At 61.6% G+C, this 24898-nt stretch carries 16 protein-coding genes and 3 rRNA genes; 12 read left to right on the forward strand and 7 right to left on the reverse strand.

Translation table 11 applies throughout. From position 1 onward, the window contains the following. The first annotated feature begins 92 nt into the window (after window positions 1-92). The 6 genes from N805_RS13340 to N805_RS13365 all read left to right on the forward strand — a co-directional run bounded on the left by N805_RS13340 (window position 93) and on the right by N805_RS13365 (window position 9106). A complete protein-coding gene (locus tag N805_RS13340) occupies window positions 93-1880 on the forward strand; it encodes an acyl-CoA dehydrogenase C-terminal domain-containing protein (RefSeq protein ID WP_028613424.1) in 1788 nt (595 codons plus the stop codon). A gap of 172 nt (window positions 1881-2052) precedes the next feature. Then, a complete protein-coding gene (locus N805_RS13345; RefSeq protein WP_028613423.1) occupies window positions 2053-4155 on the forward strand; it encodes a 3-hydroxyacyl-CoA dehydrogenase NAD-binding domain-containing protein in 2103 nt (700 codons plus the stop codon). Between the two features lie 34 nt (window positions 4156-4189). Continuing rightward, a complete protein-coding gene (locus N805_RS13350) occupies window positions 4190-5374 on the forward strand; it encodes an acetyl-CoA C-acyltransferase (RefSeq protein WP_028613422.1) in 1185 nt (394 codons plus the stop codon). Window positions 5375-5389: 15 nt separating this feature from the next. Next, on the forward strand, window positions 5390-6163 hold the full coding sequence (locus N805_RS13355) for an SDR family NAD(P)-dependent oxidoreductase (protein WP_028613421.1): 774 nt from the start codon (window positions 5390-5392) through the stop codon (window positions 6161-6163). Between the two features lie 30 nt (window positions 6164-6193). Continuing rightward, window positions 6194-7834: a propionate catabolism operon regulatory protein PrpR gene (gene prpR / locus N805_RS13360; protein ID WP_028613420.1), complete on the forward strand. Its 1641-nt coding sequence runs from the start codon at window positions 6194-6196 to the stop codon at window positions 7832-7834. Window positions 7835-7909: 75 nt separating this feature from the next. Then, window positions 7910-9106 carry an MFS transporter gene (locus N805_RS13365; protein ID WP_028613419.1) on the forward strand — a complete coding sequence of 399 codons (1197 nt, stop codon included), beginning with the start codon at window positions 7910-7912 and terminating at the stop codon, window positions 9104-9106. Window positions 9107-9152: 46 nt separating this feature from the next. On the opposite strand, the gene N805_RS13370 is transcribed toward N805_RS13365, so the two are convergent. The 4 genes from N805_RS13370 to N805_RS13385 all read right to left on the reverse strand — a co-directional run bounded on the left by N805_RS13370 (window position 9153) and on the right by N805_RS13385 (window position 16255). Continuing rightward, entirely contained in the window at window positions 9153-10961 is a 1809-nt protein-coding gene (locus N805_RS13370; protein WP_028613418.1) for an ABC transporter ATP-binding protein/permease, read from the reverse strand. A 298-nt stretch (window positions 10962-11259) separates the two neighbouring features. After that, window positions 11260-11375: ribosomal RNA gene (gene rrf, locus N805_RS13375) — 5S ribosomal RNA — on the reverse strand. 134 nt (window positions 11376-11509) lie between these two features. Next, a 23S ribosomal RNA gene (locus N805_RS13380) occupies window positions 11510-14401 on the reverse strand. 317 nt (window positions 14402-14718) lie between these two features. Further along, a 16S ribosomal RNA gene (locus N805_RS13385) occupies window positions 14719-16255 on the reverse strand. Together the 16S, 23S and 5S rRNA genes form the textbook arrangement of a ribosomal RNA operon. A 471-nt stretch (window positions 16256-16726) precedes the next feature. Between N805_RS13385 and rhtA the strand changes: the two genes are divergently transcribed. After that, a complete protein-coding gene (gene rhtA / locus N805_RS13390) occupies window positions 16727-17614 on the forward strand; it encodes a threonine/homoserine exporter RhtA (protein WP_019472373.1) in 888 nt (295 codons plus the stop codon). 189 nt (window positions 17615-17803) lie between these two features. Next, entirely contained in the window at window positions 17804-18085 is a 282-nt protein-coding gene (locus tag N805_RS13395; protein ID WP_019472374.1) for a hypothetical protein, read from the forward strand. Window positions 18086-18123: 38 nt separating this feature from the next. Here the strand turns inward: N805_RS13395 and N805_RS13400 are convergent, their stop codons facing one another. After that, on the reverse strand, window positions 18124-19932 hold the full coding sequence (locus N805_RS13400) for an aminopeptidase P family protein (RefSeq protein WP_019472375.1): 1809 nt from the start codon (window positions 19930-19932) through the stop codon (window positions 18124-18126). Between the two features lie 220 nt (window positions 19933-20152). Between N805_RS13400 and N805_RS13405 the strand changes: the two genes are divergently transcribed. Further along, window positions 20153-21271 carry a DUF3182 family protein gene (locus tag N805_RS13405; protein WP_019472376.1) on the forward strand — a complete coding sequence of 373 codons (1119 nt, stop codon included), beginning with the start codon at window positions 20153-20155 and terminating at the stop codon, window positions 21269-21271. After that, window positions 21255-22025, forward strand: coding sequence for an alpha/beta hydrolase family protein (locus N805_RS13410; RefSeq protein ID WP_019472377.1), 771 nt, complete (start codon window positions 21255-21257; stop codon window positions 22023-22025). The genes N805_RS13405 and N805_RS13410 overlap by 17 nt, the downstream gene beginning before the upstream one ends. On the opposite strand, the gene N805_RS13415 is transcribed toward N805_RS13410, so the two are convergent. Next, the gene (locus N805_RS13415; RefSeq protein WP_019472378.1) at window positions 22004-22384 is read right to left on the reverse strand and encodes an antibiotic biosynthesis monooxygenase; all 381 of its coding nucleotides are present in this window, start codon (window positions 22382-22384) and stop codon (window positions 22004-22006) included. The two genes, N805_RS13410 and N805_RS13415, sit on opposite strands and share 22 nt — an antisense overlap. A gap of 172 nt (window positions 22385-22556) precedes the next feature. Here N805_RS13415 and N805_RS13420 point away from each other — a divergent pair, with 172 nt between their 5' ends. Further along, complete coding sequence (locus tag N805_RS13420; RefSeq protein ID WP_019472379.1) at window positions 22557-23105, forward strand: cysteine hydrolase family protein; 549 nt, start codon at window positions 22557-22559, stop codon at window positions 23103-23105. 163 nt (window positions 23106-23268) lie between these two features. Here N805_RS13420 and N805_RS13425 read toward each other — a convergent pair whose 3' ends face one another. Then, the gene (locus tag N805_RS13425) at window positions 23269-23832 is read right to left on the reverse strand and encodes a helix-turn-helix domain-containing protein (RefSeq protein ID WP_026034572.1); all 564 of its coding nucleotides are present in this window, start codon (window positions 23830-23832) and stop codon (window positions 23269-23271) included. Between the two features lie 83 nt (window positions 23833-23915). Between N805_RS13425 and N805_RS13430 the strand changes: the two genes are divergently transcribed. Beyond that, complete coding sequence (locus N805_RS13430) at window positions 23916-24866, forward strand: DMT family transporter (RefSeq protein ID WP_019472381.1); 951 nt, start codon at window positions 23916-23918, stop codon at window positions 24864-24866. The last annotated feature ends 32 nt before the right edge of the window (window positions 24867-24898 follow it).

Below are 24898 nucleotides of genomic sequence, written 5' to 3' on the forward strand. Positions count from 1 at the left end.
GCGATTCCACCCGCCATTCCACCCGGGGGGTGGACGCGGCGCCCGGGCCTGCCTGTTACAACATGCCGAGTCCACCCAGCCAGGAGTTCGGTATGCCCAGCTACACCGCCCCATTGCGCGATATCACCTTTGTTGCCCAGGAGCTGCTCGGCCTGAGCCGCCACTACCAACAACTGACTGGCTGTGAAGCCCCGGACGCGGCTACCTTCGCCGCCATCGTCGAAGAAGGCGCCAAATTCGCCGAACAGCAGCTGGCCCCGCTCAACGCCGTGGGCGACCAGCACGGCTGCCAGTGGCAGGACGGCAAGGTCACCACCCCGCCCGGCTTTGCCGATGCCTACAAACGCTTCGCCGACAACGGCTGGCTGGGCCTGGACAAGGACCCGGCCTTCGGTGGCCAGGGCCTGCCGCCGTCGCTGGGGTTCGTCAACTACGAGATGGTGTGCAGCGCCAACCACGCCTGGGGCATGTACGGCAACCTCGCCGGGGGCGCCATCAGTACCCTCAGCGAGCACGCTGACGAAGCCCTGCAGCAGCGCTTGCTGCCACCGATGATCGCCGGCCGCTGGGGCGGCACCATGTGCCTGACCGAGGCCCACTGCGGTTCGGACCTTGGCCTGCTGCGCACCAGCGCCAGGCCCCAGGCCGACGGCAGCTACCAGGTCAGCGGCAGCAAGATGTTCATCTCCGCCGGTGAACACGACATGACCGAGAACATCATCCACCTGGTGCTGGCGCGCATCGAAGGCGCACCCGCGGGGGTCAAAGGCATTTCGCTGTTCGCCGTGCCGAAGATCCAGGTCGATGCCCAAGACCAGCTTGGCGCGCCCAACGGCGTGAGCTGCGGCTCCATCGAACACAAGATGGGCATCCACGGCAACGCTACCTGCGTGCTCAACTTCGACAGCGCCACAGGCTACCTGCTGGGCGAGGCCAACCGTGGCCTGAACGCCATGTTCACCTACATCAACGAGTCGCGCCTGGCGGTGTCCCAGCAGGCCCAGGCCCACGCCGAAGCGTCCTTCCAGGGTGCCTTGGCCTATGCCCGCGACCGCGTGCAGATGCGCGCCACGCCACGCCTGCGCAGTGACCAGCCAGCCGACCCGATCATCGGCCATGCGGATGTGCGGCGCATGCTGCTAACCCAGAAGGCCTATGCCGAAGGCGGCCGCATGCTCGCCTACACCTGCGCCAAGGGCGTCGACCAGCTGCACCACGGCGCCAGCGCCAGCGTGCGCGAGGCTGCGGCGCGCCGCCTGGCGTTGCTCACGCCGATTGCAAAAGGTTTCCTCACAGAAACTGGCAACGAGGCCGCGCAACTGGGTATCCAGGTATTCGGTGGCCACGGCTACATCCGCGAGTGGGGCATGGAGCAGATCGCGCGCGACGTGCGCATCACCGCGATCTACGAAGGCACCAACACCATTCAGGGCCTCGACCTGCTGACCCGCAAGGTGCTGGCCGATGGCGGCGAGGCCTTGGCCGAACTGCTCGGTGAAATCGAAGACTTCACCCAGAGCACCAACGCTCCGGCCCACCTGGCCCAGGCCCTGCTCAAGCAAGTGGTTGCCTGGCGCGAAGTCAGTGCCTGGCTGCGTGACGCCAGCGCAACCGATGCCAACCTGATCGGCGCCAGCGCCTACGACTACCTGATGCTCAGCGGTTACACCCTGCTCGGCTACCTCTGGCTGCGCGCTGCGTGCGTGGCCGAACGGGCACTGGCCGCCGGCAGCGACGAGGTTGCGTTCTACCAGGGCAAGCGCGAGACCGCGCGCTTCTACCTGCAGCGCCTTCTGCCACGCGCCAACCTGCATGAAACACTGATTCGCACCGGCAGCGACAACCTGATGGACATCAGCGAGGCCGCATTCGCCCGCTGATACCACCGCGCCGGTCAAAACCCCGGCAAGCGGCGCTTTACCCTGTGGGAGCGGGCTTGCCCGCGAAGAAAACACCGCGGTGCATGGCACCGGCTTCGCCGGTGTTCGCGGGCAAGCCCGCTCCCACAGGGTTGGCCGAGCGCCCACGGCCCACTAACAGAAAGGTTACCCCATGCAACTCATCGACTATCGCCGCGAAAACCAACTGGCCCTGATCGGCCTGCGCCACGCGCCGGTCAACGCCCTTGGCCATGACCTGCGCCAGGCACTGATGCAGGCCTGCAGCCGGGCCGCTGCTGACCGCGAAGTGCAGGCCATCATCCTGCACGGTCAGCAACTGCCGTTCAGTGCCGGTGCCGACATCAGCGAGTTTGGCGGCCCACGCACCTGGGAGGCGCCGGCACTGCCCGAACTCCTCGATGCCTTGACCCGCATCGAAAAACCCCTGATTGCCGCCATCGACGGGGTGGCCCTGGGCGGCGGCCTGGAACTGGCCCTGGCTTGCAGCCATCGTCTGGCTACCGCCACCGCACGCCTGGGGCTGCCCGAAGTCCGCCTGGGCCTACTGCCCGGTGCTGGCGGCACCCAGCGCCTGCCGCGCCTTATCGGCGTGGCCCCGGCGCTGGAGATGATGCTCAGCGGCGACCCGATCGATGCCCGCCAGGGCCTTGCCCTGGGTCTGATCGATCGCCTGGTCGAAAGCGGACAGGACTTACTCGAAGCAGCCTGCACTTTGGCTCGCGAGCAACTGGCCCAACCGGCCCTGCCAAGCGCTCCTGCAACACCTCTGGCCGCTGGCCTGGAAAGCGACTTCTTCTCCAGCCGCGAGGCACAACTGATCGCCCGTAAGCCCGGCCAGAACGCGCCCCTGCGCGTGCTCGCCGCGGTACGCGCCGCCTGCGAGATGCCCCTGGCCGAGGGCCTGGCCCGCGAGCAGGCACTATTCCACGAAGCCCTGCAAGACCCACAGGCCACCGCCCTGCGCCACCAGTTCTTCGCCGAGCGCGAGGCGCTGCGCGTACCCGGCATCGACGCCAGCACGCCGCTGCGCAGCATTGACCGGGTGGCGGTGATCGGCGCTGGCACCATGGGCGCCGGCATCGCCATGAACTTCATCAACGCCGGTATCCCGGTGCGCCTGCTGGAGCTCAAGCCCGAAGCACTGGACCGGGGCCTGGCGCAGATCCGCAAGCACTACGAAGGCAGCATCAAACGCGGCAAGCTCAGCGCCGAACAGCTCGAGCAACGCATGAGCCTGCTGCAAGGCACCCTCGACTACGCCGACCTGGCCGACGCCGACCTGGTAATCGAGGCAGTGTTCGAGGACCTGTCGATCAAGCAGCAGGTGTTCCGCACCCTCGACCGAGTGTGCAAGCCGGGCGCCATCCTCGCCAGCAACACCTCAACCCTGGACGTCGACCGAATCGCCGCCTGCACCCGCCGACCGCAGGACGTGGTCGGCCTGCACTTTTTCAGCCCGGCCAACGTCATGCGCCTACTCGAAGTAGTGCGCGGCCGGCTGACGGCGCCCGACGTGCTGGCCACCACGCTGCAGGTCGCCAAGCGCATCGGCAAGCTGCCCGTGGTGTCGGGCGTGTGCTTTGGCTTCATCGGCAACCGCATGCTCGAGCCCTATGCCCGCGAAGCCCACCGCCTGGTGCTTGAAGGCGCCTCGCCAGCCCAAGTGGACAAGGTGCTCACCGGCCTGGGCCTGGCCATGGGCGTGTTCGCCATGTACGACCTGGCGGGCATCGATGTCGGTTACCTGGTGCGCCAGGCACGGCGCAGTGAAATCGCCCACGACCCGAGCTACTTCCGCCTGGCCGACGAGCTCTACAGCCTGGGCCGGCACGGCCAGAAGACCGGGCGCGGGTTCTACCGCTACGAAGGCCGCGAACGCATCGAGGACCCGGAAGTGGAGCAGATCGCGGCGCAACTGGCGGCCAGCCTGGGCATCCCCCGGCGCACCATCAGCGACGCCGAAATCCACGACCGCTGCCTGTTCATGCTGGTCAACGAGGGCCTGCAGTTGCTCGATGAAGGCATTGCCCTGCGCAGCGGCGACATCGACCTGGTGTGGACCAACGGCTACGGCTTCCCGGCCTGGCGTGGGGGCCCACTGCACTATGCACGCGAACTGGGCCTGGACAACGTGCTGGCGGGCATCGAGCAACAGCGCGAAGCGCTTGGCGCCTATGGACGCATGTGGCTGCAGCCAGCCCCGTTGCTGCGCCGCCTGGCATCCAGCGCGAAGTTGCGTACAGCCAGCCTCTGAGCTGTTCTCCCCTGGTCATCAAGGAACCCCGAACATGAAAGAAGCCGTCATTCTCTCCACCGCCCGCACCCCGATCGGCAAGGCCTTTCGCGGTGCGCTGAACAACACCCGCTCGCCGAGCCTGGCGGCTCACGCCATCCAGGCGGCAGTGGCCAGCGCCGGCATCGCCGGTGATGAAATCGAAGACCTGGTGATGGGTACCGCGATGCCCTCTGGCACCGCTGGCTGGAACCTGGGCCGCATGAGCGCGCTGGCTGCCGGCCTGCCGGTGACGGTCAGCGGCCAGACCCTGGACCGCCAGTGCGCCTCCGGGCTGATGGCAATCGCTACCGCCGCCAAGCAGATCATGGTCGATGGCATGCAGGTGACCGTCGGCGCCGGCCAGGAAAACATCAGCGCGGTACAGGCGCGCAACCTGGAGTGGGCATTGGACGAGCAGGACAGCAACGTGATCCAGCGGGTGTCGCACGCCTACATGCCGATGCTGCAGACCGCCGAGCACGTGGCCAAGCGCTATGGCATCAGCCGCGACGCCCAGGATGCGTACGCCCTGCAGTCGCAGCTACGCACCGCGGCCGCCCAGCGCAACGGGCTGTTCGAGGCCGAGATCGTGCCAGTGACGGCGCAGCAGTTGATCCGGGACAAACACACTGGCGAGGTCAGTTACCGCGAGGTAACCCTGACGCAGGACGAAGGCAACCGCCCGCAGACCCGCCTGGAGGATCTGACCGGCTTGAAAGCCGTGCTCGAAGGCGGCTGCATCACCGCCGGCAATGCCAGCCAGCTGTCCGACGGTGCCAGCGCCTGCGTACTGATGGATGCGCGCCTGGCCGAGCAGCGCAATCTTGAGCCGCTGGGCCTGTATCGGGGTATCGCGGTGGCCGGCCTGGCCCCGGAAGAGATGGGCATTGGCCCGGTGTACGCCGTGCCGCGCCTGCTCAAGCAGCATGGGCTGAAGGTGGACGACATCGGCCTGTGGGAACTCAACGAAGCCTTCGCCTGCCAGGTGCTGTATTGCCGCGACAAGCTGGGCATCGACCCCGCGCGGCTGAACGTCAACGGCGGCGCTATAGCCATTGGCCACCCCTATGGCATGAGCGGCGCGCGGATGGTCGGGCATGCCTTGCTTGAAGGCAAGCGGCGCGGGGTGCGCTACGTGGTGGTGACCATGTGCGTGGGCGGTGGCATGGGTGCCGCCGGCCTGTTCGAAGTACTTTGACCAAGGGCAGACAGCATGCTTGCAAACACATTTTCCCTGGCTGGTAAGACCGTGCTGGTCACCGGGGCCTCCAGCGGCCTGGGCGCGCATTTCGCACGCCTGGCCCAGGCTGCTGGCGCCCGGGTGGTGCTGGCAGCGCGCCGGGTCGAGCGCCTGCAGGTGCTGGCCGAAGCACTACAGACCAACGGCGGTGAAGCACTTGCCGTGGCACTGGACGTGACCCGCCGCGACAGCGTCGAACAGGCCTTCGACCAAGCCGAGGCACGCTTTGGCGTGGTCGACGTGATCATCAACAATGCCGGTATCGGCGACCCCGGGCGCTTTCTGGAGCTGAGCGAACAGGACTGGCAGCGCATGCTCTCGACCAACCTCGACGGTGTGTTCCATGTTGCCCAGTGCGCAGCCCAGCGCCTGGTCAAGGCCGGGCAGCCAGGCAGCATCGTCAACATCGCCTCGATCCTCGGCCTGCGTGTCGGCAGCGGCCTGAGCCACTACTGCACGGCCAAGGCCGCCGTGGTACAGCTGACCAAGGCCATGGCACTGGAGCTGGCCCGCTACCGGATCCGCGTCAATGCCATTGCCCCAGGCTACTTCAAGACCGAGATGAACGAAGACTACTTCGACAGCGAGGCCGGCCAAGGCTACATCACGGGCCAGGTGCCGATGCGCCGCCTGGGCCAACTGCACGAACTGGACGGCCCCTTGTTGTTGCTGGCCAGTGATGCCGGTGCATTCATGACCGGCAGCATCGTGGCCGTGGATGGCGGGCACCTGGTAAACCCTCTGTAATGCGCCGATTGTCGTAAACAAGGAGCCTGTATGGCCGTTACCGCTTATCTGCCCCGCGTGGTCGCGCTGGTTACCCACCTGCATCACCCCGCCGCCCCCAGCTGCATGGCGCAGCTGATCGAGCAGGTAAGCGCCGACTACCGGCAACAGGCCCGTATCGAGGTGATCGAAACCACCTTGGCCGACCTGCTGCCACTGGCGCGCGAGCTGGAAAGCCGCCAGCAGACAGATGTCATCCTGTGTTCCGGGGCTGCCGCCGATTACCTGAGACAGCACCTGAACACCCCGGTGCGGACCTTGCACCTGGGCGAGTTCGACCTGATCCGTGCCCTGGTGCAGGCCCGCGACCGTGCCAGCCGGGTGGGTATTCTCAACTTCGGCCAGCCGTACCCGGAACTGGCAGCGATGCAGGCGCTGTTCACAGTGCACATTCGCGAGCACACCTACTCCAGCCTGGAGCAGGCCAGGGATCAGGTCGAACGCTTGGTCGCGGATGGCTTCGAGGTCATCATCGGCTCGCCAACGGTATGCCAGTTGGCCGACGCCGCGGGTGCGCAAGGCGTGCTGGCGCTGGATGCCGAAAGCCTGCGTCATACCTTCGACAGCCTGGTGACCCTGAGAGCCAAGGCTGTTGCCCCCCCAACACGCCGGATGCCGCAGCGCAACGGTGAACAGGCGGATCCGCGCCCATTCAAGGCGCGCCATCGCTTCGAGCAGCTCCTCGGTGAGGCGCCGGCATTTCGCGCCATTCTGAGCCTGGCCCAGCGCTACGCACAGGCCGACGCCACGGTGCTGATCACCGGCGAAAGTGGTACCGGCAAGGAGCTGCTGGCGCAAAGCATGCACCACGCCAGCCCGCGCCAAGAGGGGCCGTTTGTGGCGATCAACTGCGCGGCGCTGCCCGAGTCGCTGCTTGAAAGTGAGCTATTCGGCTACGAGGACGGTGCCTTCACCGGCTCGCGCAAAGGCGGCAAGCCCGGCCTGATCGAGCTGGCGCACACCGGCACTTTGCTTCTCGACGAAATAGGCGACATGCCGGTGGCGCTGCAGACCCGCCTGCTGCGTGTGCTGCAAGAGCGCGAGGTGCTGCGCCTGGGCGCCTGCGAGCCGACGCCCGTAGACATCCGGGTGATTGCGGCCACCCATTGCGACCTGCCTGCGCGCATCGCCGACCAGCGCTTTCGCCAGGACCTGTATTACCGCCTGAACATCCTGCGCCTGGCCGTACCGCCGCTACGCGAACGGATTGCAGACATCTTGCCGCTGTTCAATGCCCTGCTTGCGCGTCACTGCCGTGCCGGTCGCTTGCCGCCTTCAAGCGACGAGCAGATACAGAAGCTTCTGCCACTGATGCTGCGTCACCCTTGGCCAGGCAACATTCGAGAACTGGAGAACATCGCAGAGCGTGTGGCCTTGTGCCTGGGTACGCTGGGCCACGGTGACGAGGTCGATCTGGCCACGCTGTTCCCGGAGCTCTTCGAGGCCGGCGTGGCTGCAGCGGTGAACCTGCCCCCTGCCGCCACTGAAAACCTGCGCAGCCTGGGCAAAGCAGCCGAAACGGCCCATGCGCGCCAGGTGCTGGACTGCTGCGATGGCGACATGGACGAGGCCGCACGGCGCCTGGGGGTCAGCCGCAGTACCGTCTGGCGACGGGTGCGCAGGCTGGCCTGAGCGGTGCTGGTTGCGGTTTGCATCCTGCGTGTGGGCTCCTACAGTTTCAACGTGGCAACGCTGACGAGACCCCAAATGCGCAGCAATGAAGAAAGCAGCTCCGCCACCCGAACCCTGCCAAAGATCCCGCGCAGTGTCTGGGCGCTGGGTTTTGTGTCGATGTTCATGGACATTTCCTCGGAGATGATCCACGCCCTGTTGCCGCTGTACATGGTCACCGTGCTCGGCACTTCGGTGGTGGCGGTGGGCGTTATCGAAGGCATCGCCGAGGCAACTGCCTCGATCACCAAAGTGTTTTCCGGTGCCCTCAGCGACCGCCTGGGCAAACGCAAGCTGCTGACGGTGCTCGGCTATGGCCTGGGCGCGCTGACCAAGCCGGTCTTCCCCATGGCTTCGGGGCTGGAGTGGCTGACCGCAGCACGGTTCGTCGACCGGGTGGGCAAAGGCATTCGTGGAGCGCCGCGCGACGCGCTGGTGGCGGATGTCACGCCCCCCGCGTTGCGTGGCGCCGCCTTCGGGCTGCGTCAGGCGCTGGATACGGTTGGCGCTTTCCTCGGGCCATTGCTGGCGATCGTGCTGATGTGGCTGACCGCGAGCCACTTCCAGACGGTGTTCTGGGTGGCGGTGATCCCGGCGTTCGTGGCGGTGTATATCCTCATCGCCTTCGTGTGCGAACCTGAAACGCCGGCCACGACCCGGCCCGTGCGCGCACCGCTGGCGCTGCACGAACTGGTACGCCTGGGCCCGGCCTACTGGCGGCTGATCGGCCTGGCCACATTGTTCACCCTCGCCCGCTTCAGCGAGGCCTTCCTGCTGCTGCGCGCCCAAGACATGGGGCTGGCGCCGATGTGGGCGCCGGCGGTGCTGGTGCTGATGGCGCTGGCCTACTCGGTGTCTGCCTACCCTGCCGGGGTGCTGTCAGACCGCCTGGGGCGCCGCGGCGTGCTCATGGCCGGGCTGGGGTTGCTGATCTGCGCCGACCTGCTGCTGGCCCTGCTGCCGGGCTGGGCCGGATTGGCCTTGGGGGTTGCCGCCTGGGGCCTGCACCTGGGCTTCAGCCAGGGTATTTTTGCTGCCATGATCGCCGACAGCGCCCCCGCCAACCTGCGCGGTACCGGCTTTGGCCTGTTCAACCTGCTGACCGGGGTGGCACTGCTGGTGGCCAGTGTGGTGGCAGGGTTGCTGTGGGATGGTGCGGGGTTCCAGGCAACTTTCCTGGTCGGTGCAGGGCTTGCCAGCACCACCCTGGTGGGGGTGATGCTGCTGCGTTGAGCGCGCCTGGAGCGGGGCTGGGCGGCGATTAGCCCTTCAATCCCGACTAGGCCAACGCCGGTTCCTGCTTGAGCAACGACCAGCCCCCATGCCCATCTACCTCCAACCGGTGAGTGTGGAACCCCGCCAGCGTACTGCGGTGGCCAACACTGACCAGCAGCGCGCCCGGCATTTCCGTGCGCAACAGTGAATACAGGGCGTGCTCGAGCCCTTCGTCCATTGCCGAGGTGGACTCGTCGAGGAACACCACCTGGGGCCGGTTGAACAGCACCCGGGCGAACGCCAGGCGCTGCTGCTCGCCCACCGAAAGAATGTGCGACCAGTCGCAACTGACCTCCAGCCGATCGGCCAGATGAGCCAGATTGACCTGGCGCAGGGCCTGCCGCATCCGCCCTTCGTCCTCGGGCTTGCTGGCTGCCGGGTAGGCGATGACCGTCCGCAAGTCGCCCAGCGGCAGGTAGGGACGCTGCGACAAGAACAACGCCTGATGGCCTATCGGGCGCTTGACCTCACCTGCAGCGTACGGCCAAAGGCCTGCCAGGGCTCGCAGCAGAGTAGTTTTGCCACTGCCCGATGGGCCTTTGATCAACAGTGCCTGGCCAGCGTGCAAGCTCAGGCCAAGATCAGTGACAAGGGGATGCCCGTCCGGGCGCAGTACCTGCAGATCCGTGATTTCCAGCGCATGTTCCTGAGCCTCGGTGGTGACACGCGGCAAAGCGCTTGCCTGCTCGTTGGCATCGAGAAAACCGGTCAGGCGGTCGAGGGTGGCCCGGTATTGAGCGAATGCGTCGTAAGATTCGCGGAAGAACGACAACGCATCCTGCACCTGGCCAAAGGCCTGGGCGGTCTGCATCACGTCACCCAACTTGATCGCCCCGCTGAAGAAGCGTGGGGCCTGGAGGATAAACGGGAACACCACGGCAACCTGGCTAACCCCCAGGTTGAAACCGCTGAATTTCAGGTTCCGGAACACCAGCGCCCAGGCATTGACGATCAAGGCGCCAAAGCGGCCCAACAGCGTGCCCCGCTCTACCAGGGCGCCTTGGTAGAAGGCAATGTTCTCGGCATTCTCGCGCAGACGCATCAGCGCATAACGAAAGTTAGCGGTGAGCTTCTCGTTAAGAAAGTTCAGGCGGATCAACGGGCGCCCCAGGCGGAAGGCAATCCAGGTGGCGACGATGACATACAGGTAAACGGCGAACACCATCGCCCGGGGGACTTCCACCCCGGCAACCGCCAGCGGTGCCGACAGCGCCCAGAGGATCCCGGTGAACGCCACCAGCGACACCAGCGCACTGACTGCGCCCAGGGCCAGGGTTACCGAGTTGGTGACAAATGCATTGGCATCCAGCTCGATACGCTGGTCAGGGTTGTCCACCGGCTCGGCGAGAAACTGACCCCGGTAGTAGGCATCGCCATGCATCCAGTCGTTGGTCAGCCGCTTGGTGAGCCAGACCCGCCACTGAATGCTGAATGCCTGGGTTACATAAAAGGTGAACAGCGAGCGCAGCACATGGATGGTGGCCAATACGGCAAAGACGCCGAGCATGTACCAGAAAGCGGCCTGGTCAAGGCCCTGTAAGGCGCTGTAGAAGCCGTTGTACCAAAACGAGAACAGCACGTTCAGGCGTACCGAGAACAGCGTTAACACCAGCAGCAGCGCAAACACTAGAAGTGGCCGCCAACTGCGCCTGAAATTGAAATAGGGCCCGGCAAGTTGCCAGAACTGGTTGCCCCAGCGCGTGCAACGTACAGCTAGCGTCGCGGCAGCGGTAAAGCAAACAAGCGTGATGAACGTGGCGATTGCCAGCCAGCTCAGGCTCTCCTGCAGGGCCTGGTGCCAGTTCATGTCCATGGTGGGTATCCGTGCTGAGTATTTCCGCGAGCGTAGCATTGCCTCGGGGTTTACCAGACGTGTATGACAGACATTTCATGATTGGCGGTGAGGTGGCCTGCTTCCCTGTAGAAAGGCCGGCGCGATCACTGTGGGAGCGGGCGTGCCCGCGAAACAGGCTGCGCTGTGGATGGCACGGGCTTCGCCTGTGTTCGCAGGGCAAGCCCGCTCCCACAGGGATTCAAGCTGGGCCGGATTTTTTCGCCCACAAAGACAAAACCCCTACCTGCATGCGCAGATAGGGGTTTTGCGAAATTAATCTTGACGATGACCTACTCTCACATGGGGAAACCCCACACTACCATCGGCGATGCATCGTTTCACTGCTGAGTTCGGGATGGGATCAGGTGGTTCCAATGCTCTATGGTCGTCAAGAAATTCTGTAGCCAGAATGTCCAGATGGACAGCCCAGCGAATCCGGATATGCGATATTTGTGGTTCGTTGCGAACTTTCGGTTCGTGTCATCTTCACCACCGCAATCTGCGCTAGCAAATTGCTTGGGTGTTATATGGTCAAGCCTCACGGGCAATTAGTATTGGTTAGCTCAACGCCTCACAGCGCTTACACACCCAACCTATCAACGTCGTAGTCTTCGACGGCCCTTTAGGGGATTCAAGATCCCAGTGAGATCTCATCTTGAGGCAAGTTTCCCGCTTAGATGCTTTCAGCGGTTATCTCTTCCGAACATAGCTACCCGGCAATGCCACTGGCGTGACAACCGGAACACCAGAGGTTCGTCCACTCCGGTCCTCTCGTACTAGGAGCAGCCCCTCTCAAATCTCAAACGTCCACGGCAGATAGGGACCGAACTGTCTCACGACGTTCTAAACCCAGCTCGCGTACCACTTTAAATGGCGAACAGCCATACCCTTGGGACCGGCTTCAGCCCCAGGATGTGATGAGCCGACATCGAGGTGCCAAACACCGCCGTCGATATGAACTCTTGGGCGGTATCAGCCTGTTATCCCCGGAGTACCTTTTATCCGTTGAGCGATGGCCCTTCCATACAGAACCACCGGATCACTAAGACCTACTTTCGTACCTGCTCGACGTGTGTGTCTCGCAGTCAAGCGCGCTTTTGCCTTTATACTCTACGACCGATTTCCGACCGGTCTGAGCGCACCTTCGTACTCCTCCGTTACTCTTTGGGAGGAGACCGCCCCAGTCAAACTACCCACCATACACTGTCCTCGATCCGGATAACGGACCTGAGTTAGAACCTCAAAGTTGCCAGGGTGGTATTTCAAGGATGGCTCCATGAGAACTGGCGTCCCCACTTCAAAGCCTCCCACCTATCCTACACAAGCAAATTCAAAGTCCAGTGCAAAGCTATAGTAAAGGTTCACGGGGTCTTTCCGTCTAGCCGCGGATACACTGCATCTTCACAGCGATTTCAATTTCACTGAGTCTCGGGTGGAGACAGCGCCGCCATCGTTACGCCATTCGTGCAGGTCGGAACTTACCCGACAAGGAATTTCGCTACCTTAGGACCGTTATAGTTACGGCCGCCGTTTACCGGGGCTTCGATCAAGAGCTTCGCTTGCGCTAACCCCATCAATTAACCTTCCGGCACCGGGCAGGCGTCACACCCTATACGTCCACTTTCGTGTTTGCAGAGTGCTGTGTTTTTAATAAACAGTCGCAGCGGCCTGGTATCTTCGACCGGCATGGGCTTACGGAGCAAGTCCTTGACCCTCGCCGGCGCACCTTCTCCCGAAGTTACGGTGCCATTTTGCCTAGTTCCTTCACCCGAGTTCTCTCAAGCGCCTTGGTATTCTCTACCTAACCACCTGTGTCGGTTTGGGGTACGGTTCCCAGTTATCTGAAGCTTAGGAGCTTTTCTTGGAAGCATGGTATCAACCACTTCATCGCCTAAAGGCAACTCGTCATCAGCTCTCGGCCTTGAAATCCCGGATTTGCCTAAGATTCCAGCCTACCACCTTAAACCTGGACAACCAACGCCAGGCTGGCCTAACCTTCTCCGTCCCTCCATCGCAATAACTGGAAGTACAGGAATATTAACCTGTTTTCCATCGACTACGCTTTTCAGCCTCGCCTTAGGGACCGACTAACCCTGCGTCGATTAACGTTGCGCAGGAAACCTTGGTCTTTCGGCGTGCGAGTTTTTCACTCGCATTGTCGTTACTCATGTCAGCATTCGCACTTCTGATACCTCCAGCAAGCTTCTCAACTCACCTTCACAGGCTTACAGAACGCTCCTCTACCGCATCACCAAAAGGTGATACCCGTAGCTTCGGTGCATGGTTTGAGCCCCGTTACATCTTCCGCGCAGGCCGACTCGACTAGTGAGCTATTACGCTTTCTTTAAAGGGTGGCTGCTTCTAAGCCAACCTCCTAGCTGTCTAAGCCTTCCCACATCGTTTCCCACTTAACCATGACTTTGGGACCTTAGCTGACGGTCTGGGTTGTTTCCCTTTTCACGACGGACGTTAGCACCCGCCGTGTGTCTCCCATGCTCGGCACTTGTAGGTATTCGGAGTTTGCATCGGTTTGGTAAGTCGGGATGACCCCCTAGCCGAAACAGTGCTCTACCCCCTACAGTGATACATGAGGCGCTACCTAAATAGCTTTCGAGGAGAACCAGCTATCTCCGAGCTTGATTAGCCTTTCACTCCGATCCACAGGTCATCCGCTAACTTTTCAACGGTAGTCGGTTCGGTCCTCCAGTCAGTGTTACCTAACCTTCAACCTGCCCATGGATAGATCGCCCGGTTTCGGGTCTATACCCAGCGACTAAACGCCCTATTAAGACTCGCTTTCGCTACGCCTCCCCTATTCGGTTAAGCTCGCCACTGAATATAAGTCGCTGACCCATTATACAAAAGGTACGCAGTCACCTAACAAGTAGGCTCCCACTGCTTGTACGCATACGGTTTCAGGATCTATTTCACTCCCCTCTCCGGGGTTCTTTTCGCCTTTCCCTCACGGTACTAGTTCACTATCGGTCAGTCAGTAGTATTTAGCCTTGGAGGATGGTCCCCCCATATTCAGACAAAGTTTCTCGTGCTCCGTCCTACTCGATTTCATTGATAAGAGATTTTCGTGTACGGGGCTATCACCCACTATGGCCGCACTTTCCAGAGCGTTCCACTAATCTCAAACCAACTTAAGGGCTGGTCCCCGTTCGCTCGCCACTACTAAGGGAATCTCGGTTGATTTCTTTTCCTCAGGGTACTTAGATGTTTCAGTTCCCCTGGTTCGCCTCTTGCACCTATGTATTCAGTACAAGATAACCAGCTTGTGCTGGCTGGGTTCCCCCATTCAGAGATCTCTGGATCACAGTCTGTTTGCCGACTCCCCAAAGCTTTTCGCAGGCTACCACGTCTTTCATCGCCTCTGACTGCCAAGGCATCCACCGTATGCGCTTCTTCACTTGACCATATAACCCCAAGCAATCTGGTTATACTGTGAAGACGACATTCGCCGAAAATTCGCACGTCGCTCTTTCGAGCAGAACTCACAAATTTTACCTTAGCCTGATCCACCAGCAGTGAAACTGGTGTTCAGTCTATTTCTATCACATATCCGAATTTTTAAAGAACGATCTGACAAAAGTCAGAAATCAACATTCGAAGCGAATGCTCATTTCCAAGTTCTGATCAGGAACAACGCTAGACCTGCAGGAGGTCTTGATCGTCTTCAACCATGAATCAAGCAATTCGTGTGGGAGCTCATCAGCAGGCTGATGTCGTCGATTAAGGAGGTGATCCAGCCGCAGGTTCCCCTACGGCTACCTTGTTACGACTTCACCCCAGTCATGAATCACACCGTGGTAACCGTCCTCCCGAAGGTTAGACTAGCTACTTCTGGTGCAACCCACTCCCATGGTGTGACGGGCGGTGTGTACAAGGCCCGGGAACGTATTCACCGCGACATTCTGATTCGCGATTACTAGCGATTCCGACTTCACGCAGTCGAGTTGCAGACTGCGATCCGGACTACGATCGGTTTTGTGAGATTAGCTCCACCTCGCGGCTTGGCAACCCTCTGTACCGACCATTGTAGCACGTGTGTAGCCCAGGCCGTAAGGGCCATGATGACTTGACGTCATCCCCACCTTCCTCCGGTTTGTCACCGGCAGTCTCCTTAGAGTGCCCACCATTACGTGCTGGTAACTAAGGACAAGGGTTGCGCTCGTTACGGGACTTAACCCAACATCTCACGACACGAGCTGACGACAGCCATGCAGCACCTGTGTCAGAGTTCCCGAAGGCACCAATCCATCTCTGGAAAGTTCTCTGCATGTCAAGGCCTGGTAAGGTTCTTCGCGTTGCTTCGAATTAAACCACATGCTCCACCGCTTGTGCGGGCCCCCGTCAATTCATTTGAGTTTTAACCTTGCGGCCGTACTCCCCAGGCGGTCAACTTAATGCGTTAGCTGCGCCACTAAAATCTCAAGGATTCCAACGGCTAGTTGACATCGTTTACGGCGTGGACTACCAGGGTATCTAATCCTGTTTGCTCCCCACGCTTTCGCACCTCAGTGTCAGTATCAGTCCAGGTGGTCGCCTTCGCCACTGGTGTTCCTTCCTATATCTACGCATTTCACCGCTACACAGGAAATTCCACCACCCTCTACCGTACTCTAGCTTGCCAGTTTTGGATGCAGTTCCCAGGTTGAGCCCGGGGCTTTCACATTCAACTTAACAAACCACCTACGCGCGCTTTACGCCCAGTAATTCCGATTAACGCTTGCACCCTCTGTATTACCGCGGCTGCTGGCACAGAGTTAGCCGGTGCTTATTCTGTCGGTAACGTCAAAACACTAACGTATTAGGTTAATGCCCTTCCTCCCAACTTAAAGTGCTTTACAATCCGAAGACCTTCTTCACACACGCGGCATGGCTGGATCAGGCTTTCGCCCATTGTCCAATATTCCCCACTGCTGCCTCCCGTAGGAGTCTGGACCGTGTCTCAGTTCCAGTGTGACTGATCATCCTCTCAGACCAGTTACGGATCGTCGCCTTGGTGAGCCATTACCTCACCAACTAGCTAATCCGACCTAGGCTCATCTGATAGCGCAAGGCCCGAAGGTCCCCTGCTTTCTCCCGTAGGACGTATGCGGTATTAGCGTTCCTTTCGAAACGTTGTCCCCCACTACCAGGCAGATTCCTAGGCATTACTCACCCGTCCGCCGCTGAATCGAAGAGCAAGCTCTTCTCATCCGCTCGACTTGCATGTGTTAGGCCTGCCGCCAGCGTTCAATCTGAGCCATGATCAAACTCTTCAGTTCAATACTGCTTGGGTTTTTAAGAAACCCTAAACTTGGCTCAGCAATCTCAAATGACTATGTGATTTCTCGCATGGTCACTTGTGATGCTGATAATCTTTTTGACTATCAGTCCATACTCACAAGCACCCACACGAATTGCTTGATTCGATTTGTTAAAGAGCGTTTGGTTAAGAGCTTTTCGTCTCAACCGAGGCGCGCATTCTACGCTTTCCTCAGAGCCTGTCAAGCGTTTATTTTGAAGTTTTTTTCGAGAAACTCGTTTAGCTTCAAACACTTGACTCAACAGCGCGGCTAGCTTTACTTCGCTACCCCGTTGGAATGGTGCGCATTATAGGGCCGTCATCCACGAGGTCAACCTTTAATTTCAATGGTTTGAAATATTTCTGGCGAAGCCTCTTAAGGGCTATCACCCGCCCCACCAATTGCGCACTATATTGCTCATCCCGCCCGTCCAAGGATCGCCGCACTTAAATGAACACCCAACCCCGCAGCCTGGCCGCCACTCTTTTCCCGATCGGCCTGCTGCTTATAGCCATGGCATCGATCCAGTCCGGTGCGTCCCTGGCCAAAAGCATGTTCCCCATCATCGGAGCACAAGGCACCACTACACTGCGCCTGATCTTCGCCAGCATCATCATGCTGCTCATATTGCGCCCATGGCGGGTACGTATGACCGCCACCACCCTGCGCAACGTGGTCATCTATGGCATGGCGCTGGGTGGCATGAACTTCCTCTTCTATATGGCCCTGCAAACGGTACCCATCGGCATCGCCGTGGCCCTGGAGTTCACCGGCCCGTTGGCGGTGGCCATCTTCTCCTCGCGCCGGCCAATCGACTTCGTGTGGATTGCCTTGGCCATTGCCGGCCTGCTGCTGTTGCTACCGGCTGGCCAAGGCGGCCAGGCACTCGACCCGGTGGGCGCTGCTTATGCTTTGGGCGCTGGCGTATGCTGGGCCCTCTATATTCTGTTCGGGCAACGCGCCGGCGCCGAGCACGGTATTCAGAGTGCAGCCTTGGGGGTGGTGGTCGCCGCCCTGTTCGTCGCCCCCATAGGTATCGCACATGCCGGTAGCGCACTGCTCACACCTGCCTTGATCCCCGTGGCCCTGGCCGTTGCAGTGCTGTCCACCGCCCTGCCCTACAGCCTGGAAATGGTTGCCCTCACACGCATCCCGGCCCGTACGTTCGGCACGTTGATGAGTATCGAACCTGCATTCGGCGCACTGTCCGGCCTGCTGTTTCTCGGCGAGGTACTAACGCTCACCCAATGGCTGGCGATTGGGGCAATCATTGCCGCTTCGGTTGGCACTACCCTGTCCATGCGCAAAGAGCCAACCCCGGCTGTGGCAGCCGACTGATATGAGAAATATTTTCATTTGAGACAGGATTAGTGATTGTAGCGGTCCTCCTCGCTGATTAAGCTGTCACAGCATCATCATCTTTACGCTATCTACTGGACCGAACACGGACGCTGGGGATGTTTCAGGAAGAAGCGAAGCGATAACGACAGGGCAGACAGCTGATCCGCCCTGCATTTAAGGACAGGAATGAAACGTATTTTTCTCATCCTGGCCATCTTGGCTATTGCTGGATGTGCCGCCACAGCCAAGACTGAGGTCAAGAGGGGCAAGAAGGGCCTGCATATCAATTGTTCCGGCCTTTCCTCGTCATGGGACAACTGCTACAGCAAGGCCGCGACCTCCTGCAGCACACGCGGCTACCGGGTCATTGCACGCTCGGGCGATAGCGATGAACAAGCCGGTGACTACTTGTTCGGCATCAACCCGGCGGGTTACACCAGCCGCAGCATGATCGTCATCTGCAAGTAGCAAAAAGGGCAGCTCACAAGCTGCCCTTTCCATTTGCATTACAGCGGCGCGGTACGCGCCTCCAGCCAGGCCAACCCATCAGCCCTGAGAAGGGGCGCCAGGCGCTCACGCACGTTCGCATGATAGCCATTCAGCCAATCCACCTCGTCCTTGGCCAGTAGCTCGGGCAACAGGCAGCGGGTATCGATCGGGCACAGCGTCAAGGTCTCGAAGTGCAGGAAGTCGCCGAAGGCACTCTTGCCCGCTTCGCGGTTGACCACCAGGTTCTCGATACGTACGCCCCACTGCCCGGGGCGGTACGTACCGGGTTCGATCGAGCTGATCATGCCTGCCTGCATCGCTGTCTGCGGTGCAGGTGCCGCCTGGTAGGCAATCACTTGCGGGCCTTCGTGCACGTTCATGAAGTAGCCTACCCCGTGCCCGGTACCGTGGCCATAATCAACCTGGTCAGCCCAGATCGGCGCCCGGGCAATGGCGTCGAGCAACGGCGACAGCACCCCTCGCGGGAAGGTGGCACGCGACAGGGCGATCATACCCTTGAGTACCCGGGTGCAGTCCTGCTTCTGTGCATGGCTGGGGTTGCCGACGGGCACCATACGGGTGATGTCGGTGGTGCCGCCCAGGTATTGCCCGCCCGAATCGATCAGCAGCAAGCCATCACCCTCGATGATCGCATGCGACTGCTCGGTGGCACGGTAGTGCGGCATGGCGCCATTGCCATTGAAGGCGGCAATGGTCGAAAAACTCAGCGACACGAAATTCGCGCGCCGGGCACGCGCGGCAGTCAATTGCTCGTCAACGGTCAGCTCGGTAATCACCTCACGGCCGAGGTTCGCCTCGAACCAGGCGAAGAACTCGCACAATGCCGCACCGTCCTGCTCCATGACCTGGCGGATATGCACCAGATCATCGTCACCTTTGCAGGATTTGCTCAGGGTGGTGGGGTTGAGCCCCTCGACCAGCACAACCTCTGGCGCCAGATTGCCCAACAGGCCGCAGGTGACACGGGCCGGGTCTACCAGCAACCGCCCCCCCGCCGGAACAGCCGCCAGGGCAGCGCCAGCCTCGCTGTAGTCGCGCACCTCGATGCCGTCCACCGCCAGCACCTGACGCAAATGCGCGTCCACCTTGTCCTGACCCACGAACAGAATGGCCTGCTGCTGACTGATCAAGGCAAAGGCCAGGAAAACCGGGTTGTATGACACATCACTGCCACGCAGGTTGAACAGCCAGGCGATGTCATCGAGCGTAGCGATAAAGTGCCAGTCAGCCCCTTTGGCCTGGATGCCCTGGCGCAACTGCGCGAGTTTTTCCGCCCGGCTTACCGTGGCGTGCGGCGGCAAGTGCTGGTACACCGGGTTGGCGGGCAGCGCCGGGCGCCCGTCCCAGACCTGGTCTAGCAGGTCCTTGTCGGTCACCAGCCCTGCCCCACGTGCCTTCAACCGCTCGTCCAGCTGGCGCGCCGAAGCCAGAGCCATGACCGCTCCATCCACCGCGACGTTACCGTTTGGCGCGACATTATCGCTGAGCCATTCCAGCGCCCCTGGCTTGCCCGGCAAGAGTTTCATCAGTTCGATACCACTGCCGGCCAGCTCGCGCTCCGCCTGCTCCCAGTACCGGCTATCGACCCACAACCCTGCAAAGGCGGGCGTGACTACCAGCGTGCCTACCGAGCCGTGGAAACCCGACAGCCACTGACGCCCCTGCCAGTAACCGGGCAGGTATTCGGAAAGGTGAGGGTCGGCCGAGGGTACCAGCAAGGCATCGATGCCCCCGGCTGCCATGGCCTGGCGCACGCGCGCCAGTCGCTGCGGCACGCTTTGCTCAAGGGTGGTCTGGACGTTCATGCGCTCTCCTGCGGCTACATCAAGGTTGTTCCCATCCGCCGATAATGGAACAGCCGCCATTGCGCTGCAATCGCCACGACCAAGACACGGCATGCATTGCCCACCACGCCCTGTCCCAACAGGATACTGCCTACAACAAGGCCAGGACCACCGATCAAGTCCCGCTGAACTTCCGCAATGTACCGGCTTCACACACTGTACATTCATTGCAGACAGGCAAATGACCATGCCCAGTGCCTGCGACCGGAAAACCGGCGTTGTGTTGCTCGACACCCGCGAACATACGCCGGAGCATGAGCATGCCGTGCACCTCAAGCTCGCCGATGGCCTGGCCGGACTGCTGGGCTGCCCGCACGTCCACCCACCCCATTCCCCCACCGCCGCTGATGGCTACTATTACCTGCCTACCGAAACCCTGGTCGACCCAAAACGTCATGCCGCCATGGGCATCCGCAGCGAGCAGGACCTGTTCGGTGGATTGGTCGCACACCCTTACATGGCGACCAAGGCGATCTCCCACCCGCTGCCGGCCGGGGCCAGCTTCCCGCCGGGCTGGACCGATGACTTCGCTCGACAGGCAAGCGACGCCTTGCTGCGCGGCTATACCGTGTTCAGCAAAGCCGATGCGCGCACCGCCGCACAGTTGCTGCTGCTCGACGGCCCCCTGAGGGTGAAGCCCGTGCTGGCCTGCGCAGGCCGCGGCCAGCAGGTCATCACCACAGCGCACGCGCTGGAGCCACTGCTGGCCGCCATGGATGACCAGGACCTGGCGCTGTGGGGGCTGGTACTCGAAGAAGACCTGAGCGACGTGCAAACCTTCAGCGTCGGCCAGGTGCGCGTCGCCGGCCTCACCTGCAGCTATTACGGCACCCAGCAACTGACCCACGACCATCAGGGCACCGAGATATACGGCGGTTCCGACCTGCTGGTGGTACGTGGTGACTACCAGGCGCTCCTGCAACTACCACTGGAAGACTACCTGCGCCTGGCCATCAACCAGGCAATCGCCTACGAGCAGGCTGCCGAGCAGCACTTCCCTGGCTTCATCGCGTCGCGACGCAACTACGACATAGCCCGCGGCCTGAACCCCAAGGGGCACCTTCGTAGCGGTGTACTCGAACAATCCTGGCGCCTGGGCGGTGCTAGCAGTGCCGAGCTGCTGGCCCTGCAGGCTTTTGCAGATGACCCGGCATTGCAACGGGTGCGTGCCTCCACCCACGAAGTATTCGGCACGCCCGACCTGCCCGCTGACGCCACTCTCTTCTACCAAGGAAACGACAGTGAACTCGGACAACTCAGCAAATTTGCACGGATTCGCGAACATGGCCGTTCAGAGTGAAACCGTTGAACTGCAAGTCGACAACGACAGCATTGTCGGCACCCTGGTCAGCCCTGGCAGCAAGATGCCAGGCATCCTGTTCGTCCACGGTTGGGGCGGCAGTCAGCAGCGCGATCTGGCCCGCGCCCGGCACATCACTGGGCTGGGCTGCGTGTGCATGACCTTCGACCTGCGCGGCCACGAAAAAACTGAAAGCCAACGCCTGACGGTCACCCGTGAACAGAACCTGCAGGACCTGCTGGTGGCCTACGACCGGCTGCTCAGCCATCCGGCCGTGGACAGCAGTGCCATCGCCATCATTGGCAGCAGCTACGGTGGCTACCTGGCAACCTTGCTGACCCGCGAACGGCCAGTCAAATGGCTGGCCCTGCGGGTCCCCGCCATGTATTGGGACGACGAATGGAACACCCCCAAGCAAACCCTCGACCGCCAACGCCTGAACGCCTACCGCCAGCGTTCACTGGGCCCGGCAGATAATCGCGCACTGGCGGCCTGCGCCGAATTCGGCGGGGATGTGTTGCTTGTGGAGTCCGAGCATGACGACTATGTGCCGCACAGCACGCTGATGAGCTACCGCTCGGCATTCGTCAGCGCCCACTCGCTCACCCATCGCATCGTCGACGGCGCCGACCACGCGTTGTCCAGCGAAGCGAGCCAGAAGGCCTACAGCTCGATCCTGGCGGCGTGGATCAGCGAAATGGTGATCGGTGCCCGCCTGGACCGCTACCCACACTACGCCCCCTGGTATGCCTGAGGCTTACCCACCTCGCACTGCAGACCACCATCGGCGCCGCGCACAAGGCTGCGTAGGGTCTGGTAAGCAGCAAAGTTGACACCACGCGCCTGATGCTGACCCAGCAGTTCAAGGAAGGGCTCGTCGACGAAGTACTCGGCCGCGGCCGCCCAGGCCTGGCGTGACTGCCATTGCAGGTACTGCAGCACCCGGCAGCCATCATCACTGGCCTGGATGCTGACGCCCTGCAGCCCTTCGCAGCGCGTGGCCAGTGCCTCGCTGCGCGCCACCAGCGCCTGGGCCAGCGCTTGCTGGCACAGGCTGGGCACTTCGTATTCGATCATTTGGGTGAACCACAGGGCATGAGGGATTGCCGACATCGACGTTCTCCTGGTTACGGGCACATGCTTCGCGATGCCGAGCAGGGTAAAACCTCAAGTGAAGTCAAGGTCAAGTGGTTTCTGCCCGCTGCCGCCGTTCGTGCCAATCCCCAAGTCTGTGCAAACAGCCTATAACTAACGTCTCCCAACGACTACTGCCACAGGAGGCAGCATGAGCAAGCAGGCGCTGATCATCATCGACATCCAGAACGACTATTTCCCGGGCGGCAAGTGGGTCCTCGATGGCGCTGATCAGGCGGCCGACAACGCCGCCCGGCTGCTGGCGGCGGCGCGCCAGCGCGGCGATCTGGTGGTACATGTGCGGCATGAATTCGACAGCGCCGATGCACCATTTTTCGCACCCGGTTCGCAGGGTGCGGACATCCACGCCAAGGTCGAGCCGGTGGCCGGTGAGCCGGTGGTGCTCAAGCACAAGGTCAACGCCTTCCTCGGTACCGACCTTGAGAACACGCTAGACCGACATGGCGTGGAAGCCCTGACCATCGTTGGCAGCATGAGCCACATGTGCATCGATGCCGCTACCCGTGCCGCAGCCGACCTCGGCTACACGGTGACCGTGGCGCACGATGCCTGCGCTACCTTGCCGCTGGAGTTCGACGGCAAGCAGGTGCCGGCGGCGCAGGTGCATGATTCGGCGATGGCGGCCTTGGCGTTTGCCTATGCGTCGGTGGTGAAGACCGATGAGCTGCTGAAAAACTGATTGGTTTCAGATCTTTGGGGGCGCTTTGCGCCCCTTTCCGACCGGTCCGGCGCACCGGCGAGGCCGCTCCCACAGGTACCGCGCAAGCATGAACCGTAAGCGATCCCTGTGGGAGCGGCCTGGTGTCGCGATGGGCTGCGCAGCAGCCCCAAAGCCTGCCGGCTCAAATCACCACATTGCGGACAAACCGTACCGCCACCGCCCCATCGTTGCGGTAGGCGTAGCGGCAGTTGCTGGGGAACACATGAAACTGCCCCACCTGCAGGCAATGCTCAACCCCTTCGATGATCAGCGTCAGTTGCCCTTCAGCCACATAAATCTGCTCACTCCAGCCTTCGGCATCAGCCTCGCTGGAATAGCACTCCCCCGGTGCCAGGGTCCACTCCCAAAGCTCCACCTCACGGCGTGCCGCACTGCTACCCAGCAGCACTGCCTTGCTCTGGGGGTACTCACCGGCCCAGGCCAGTTCCTCAATGCGGCCGGGGTCGCGCTGGTCAGGTGCCTGGATCAGAGTACTGAACGCCACCCCCAAGGCTTCGGCGATCAGGTCGAGGGTGGTCAGGCTGACGTTCTTCTCGCCCGCCTCGATCGCCACCAGCATGCGCCGGCTGACCCCTGAGCGCTCGGCCAACGCCGTCTGGCTCAGCCCGGCAGCGTTGCGCAGGCTGCGTACGTTGAGGCTGACATGTTGCAGCACCGATGCCCGATGCGAAGTATCTTTGTGCACTATATTGCTCACTGGTCGAGATTGCGCAGTATACTGCCCACTTTGCGGCGATTGTGCGCCGCCTCCTCCGAGTGCGCAAGACCATGAGCCAGGCCCGCAACAAACCGACCTCCGCCGTTACCTTCCGCCTGAGCAAGGCGGAACTGGTGCTGGTGTTCATCACCATGTTGTGGGGCGGTACGTTCCTGCTGGTACATAACGTGATGACCGTCAGCGGCCCGATGTTCTTCGTCGGCCTGCGCTTCGCTGCCGCCGCACTGTTCGTTGGCGTGGTTTCGGCGCGGGCGTTGCCCGGGCTGACCTTCACCGAGCTCAAGGCCGGCATGCTGATCGGCGTGTCGATCATGCTCGGCTATGGCTTGCAAACCATGGGCCTGCAGACCATCAGCAGCAGCCAGTCGGCGTTCATCACTGCGCTGTACGTGCCGTTTGTGCCGCTGTTGCAGTGGCTGGTGCTGGGCCGCCGGCCTGGCCTGATGCCCAGCATCGGCATTTGCCTGGCATTCATTGGCCTGATGCTGCTGGCCGGGCCGGAAGGCGGCAGCCTGCACTTCAGCGAGGGCGAGGTGGTTACCCTGGTAAGCGCCGTCGCCATCGCCGCCGAAATCATCCTGATCAGCCGTTACGCCGGCCAGGTGGATGTGCGCCGGGTCACCGTGGTGCAACTGGCAACCGCTTCGCTGCTGGCGTTCCTGATGATCGTACCGACCCAGGAACGCATCCCAGATTTTTCCTGGCTGCTGCTGGCCAGCGCAATAGGCCTGGGTGCCATGAGCGCGGTAATCCAGGTGGCAATGAACTGGGCGCAGAAGTCGGTCTCACCCACCCGCGCCACCCTCATATATGCCGGTGAACCGGTGTGGGCAGGGGTCGTCGGGCGCATCGCCGGCGAACGTCTGCCGGGTGTGGCACTGCTCGGTGGCCTGCTGATCGTGATTGCGGTCGTGGTCAGCGAACTCAAGGTACGCCGCCCCCGCGAAACCGCCGAAGCACCAGACGTCCTGGATGAAGGCGAACGCCAGACCGGCCTGTAAAGATGACAACAGCGACTATGCTTTGTAAAAAA

The organism is Pseudomonas putida S13.1.2, assembly GCF_000498395.2.
GTDB lineage: Bacteria > Pseudomonadota > Gammaproteobacteria > Pseudomonadales > Pseudomonadaceae > Aquipseudomonas > Aquipseudomonas putida_Q.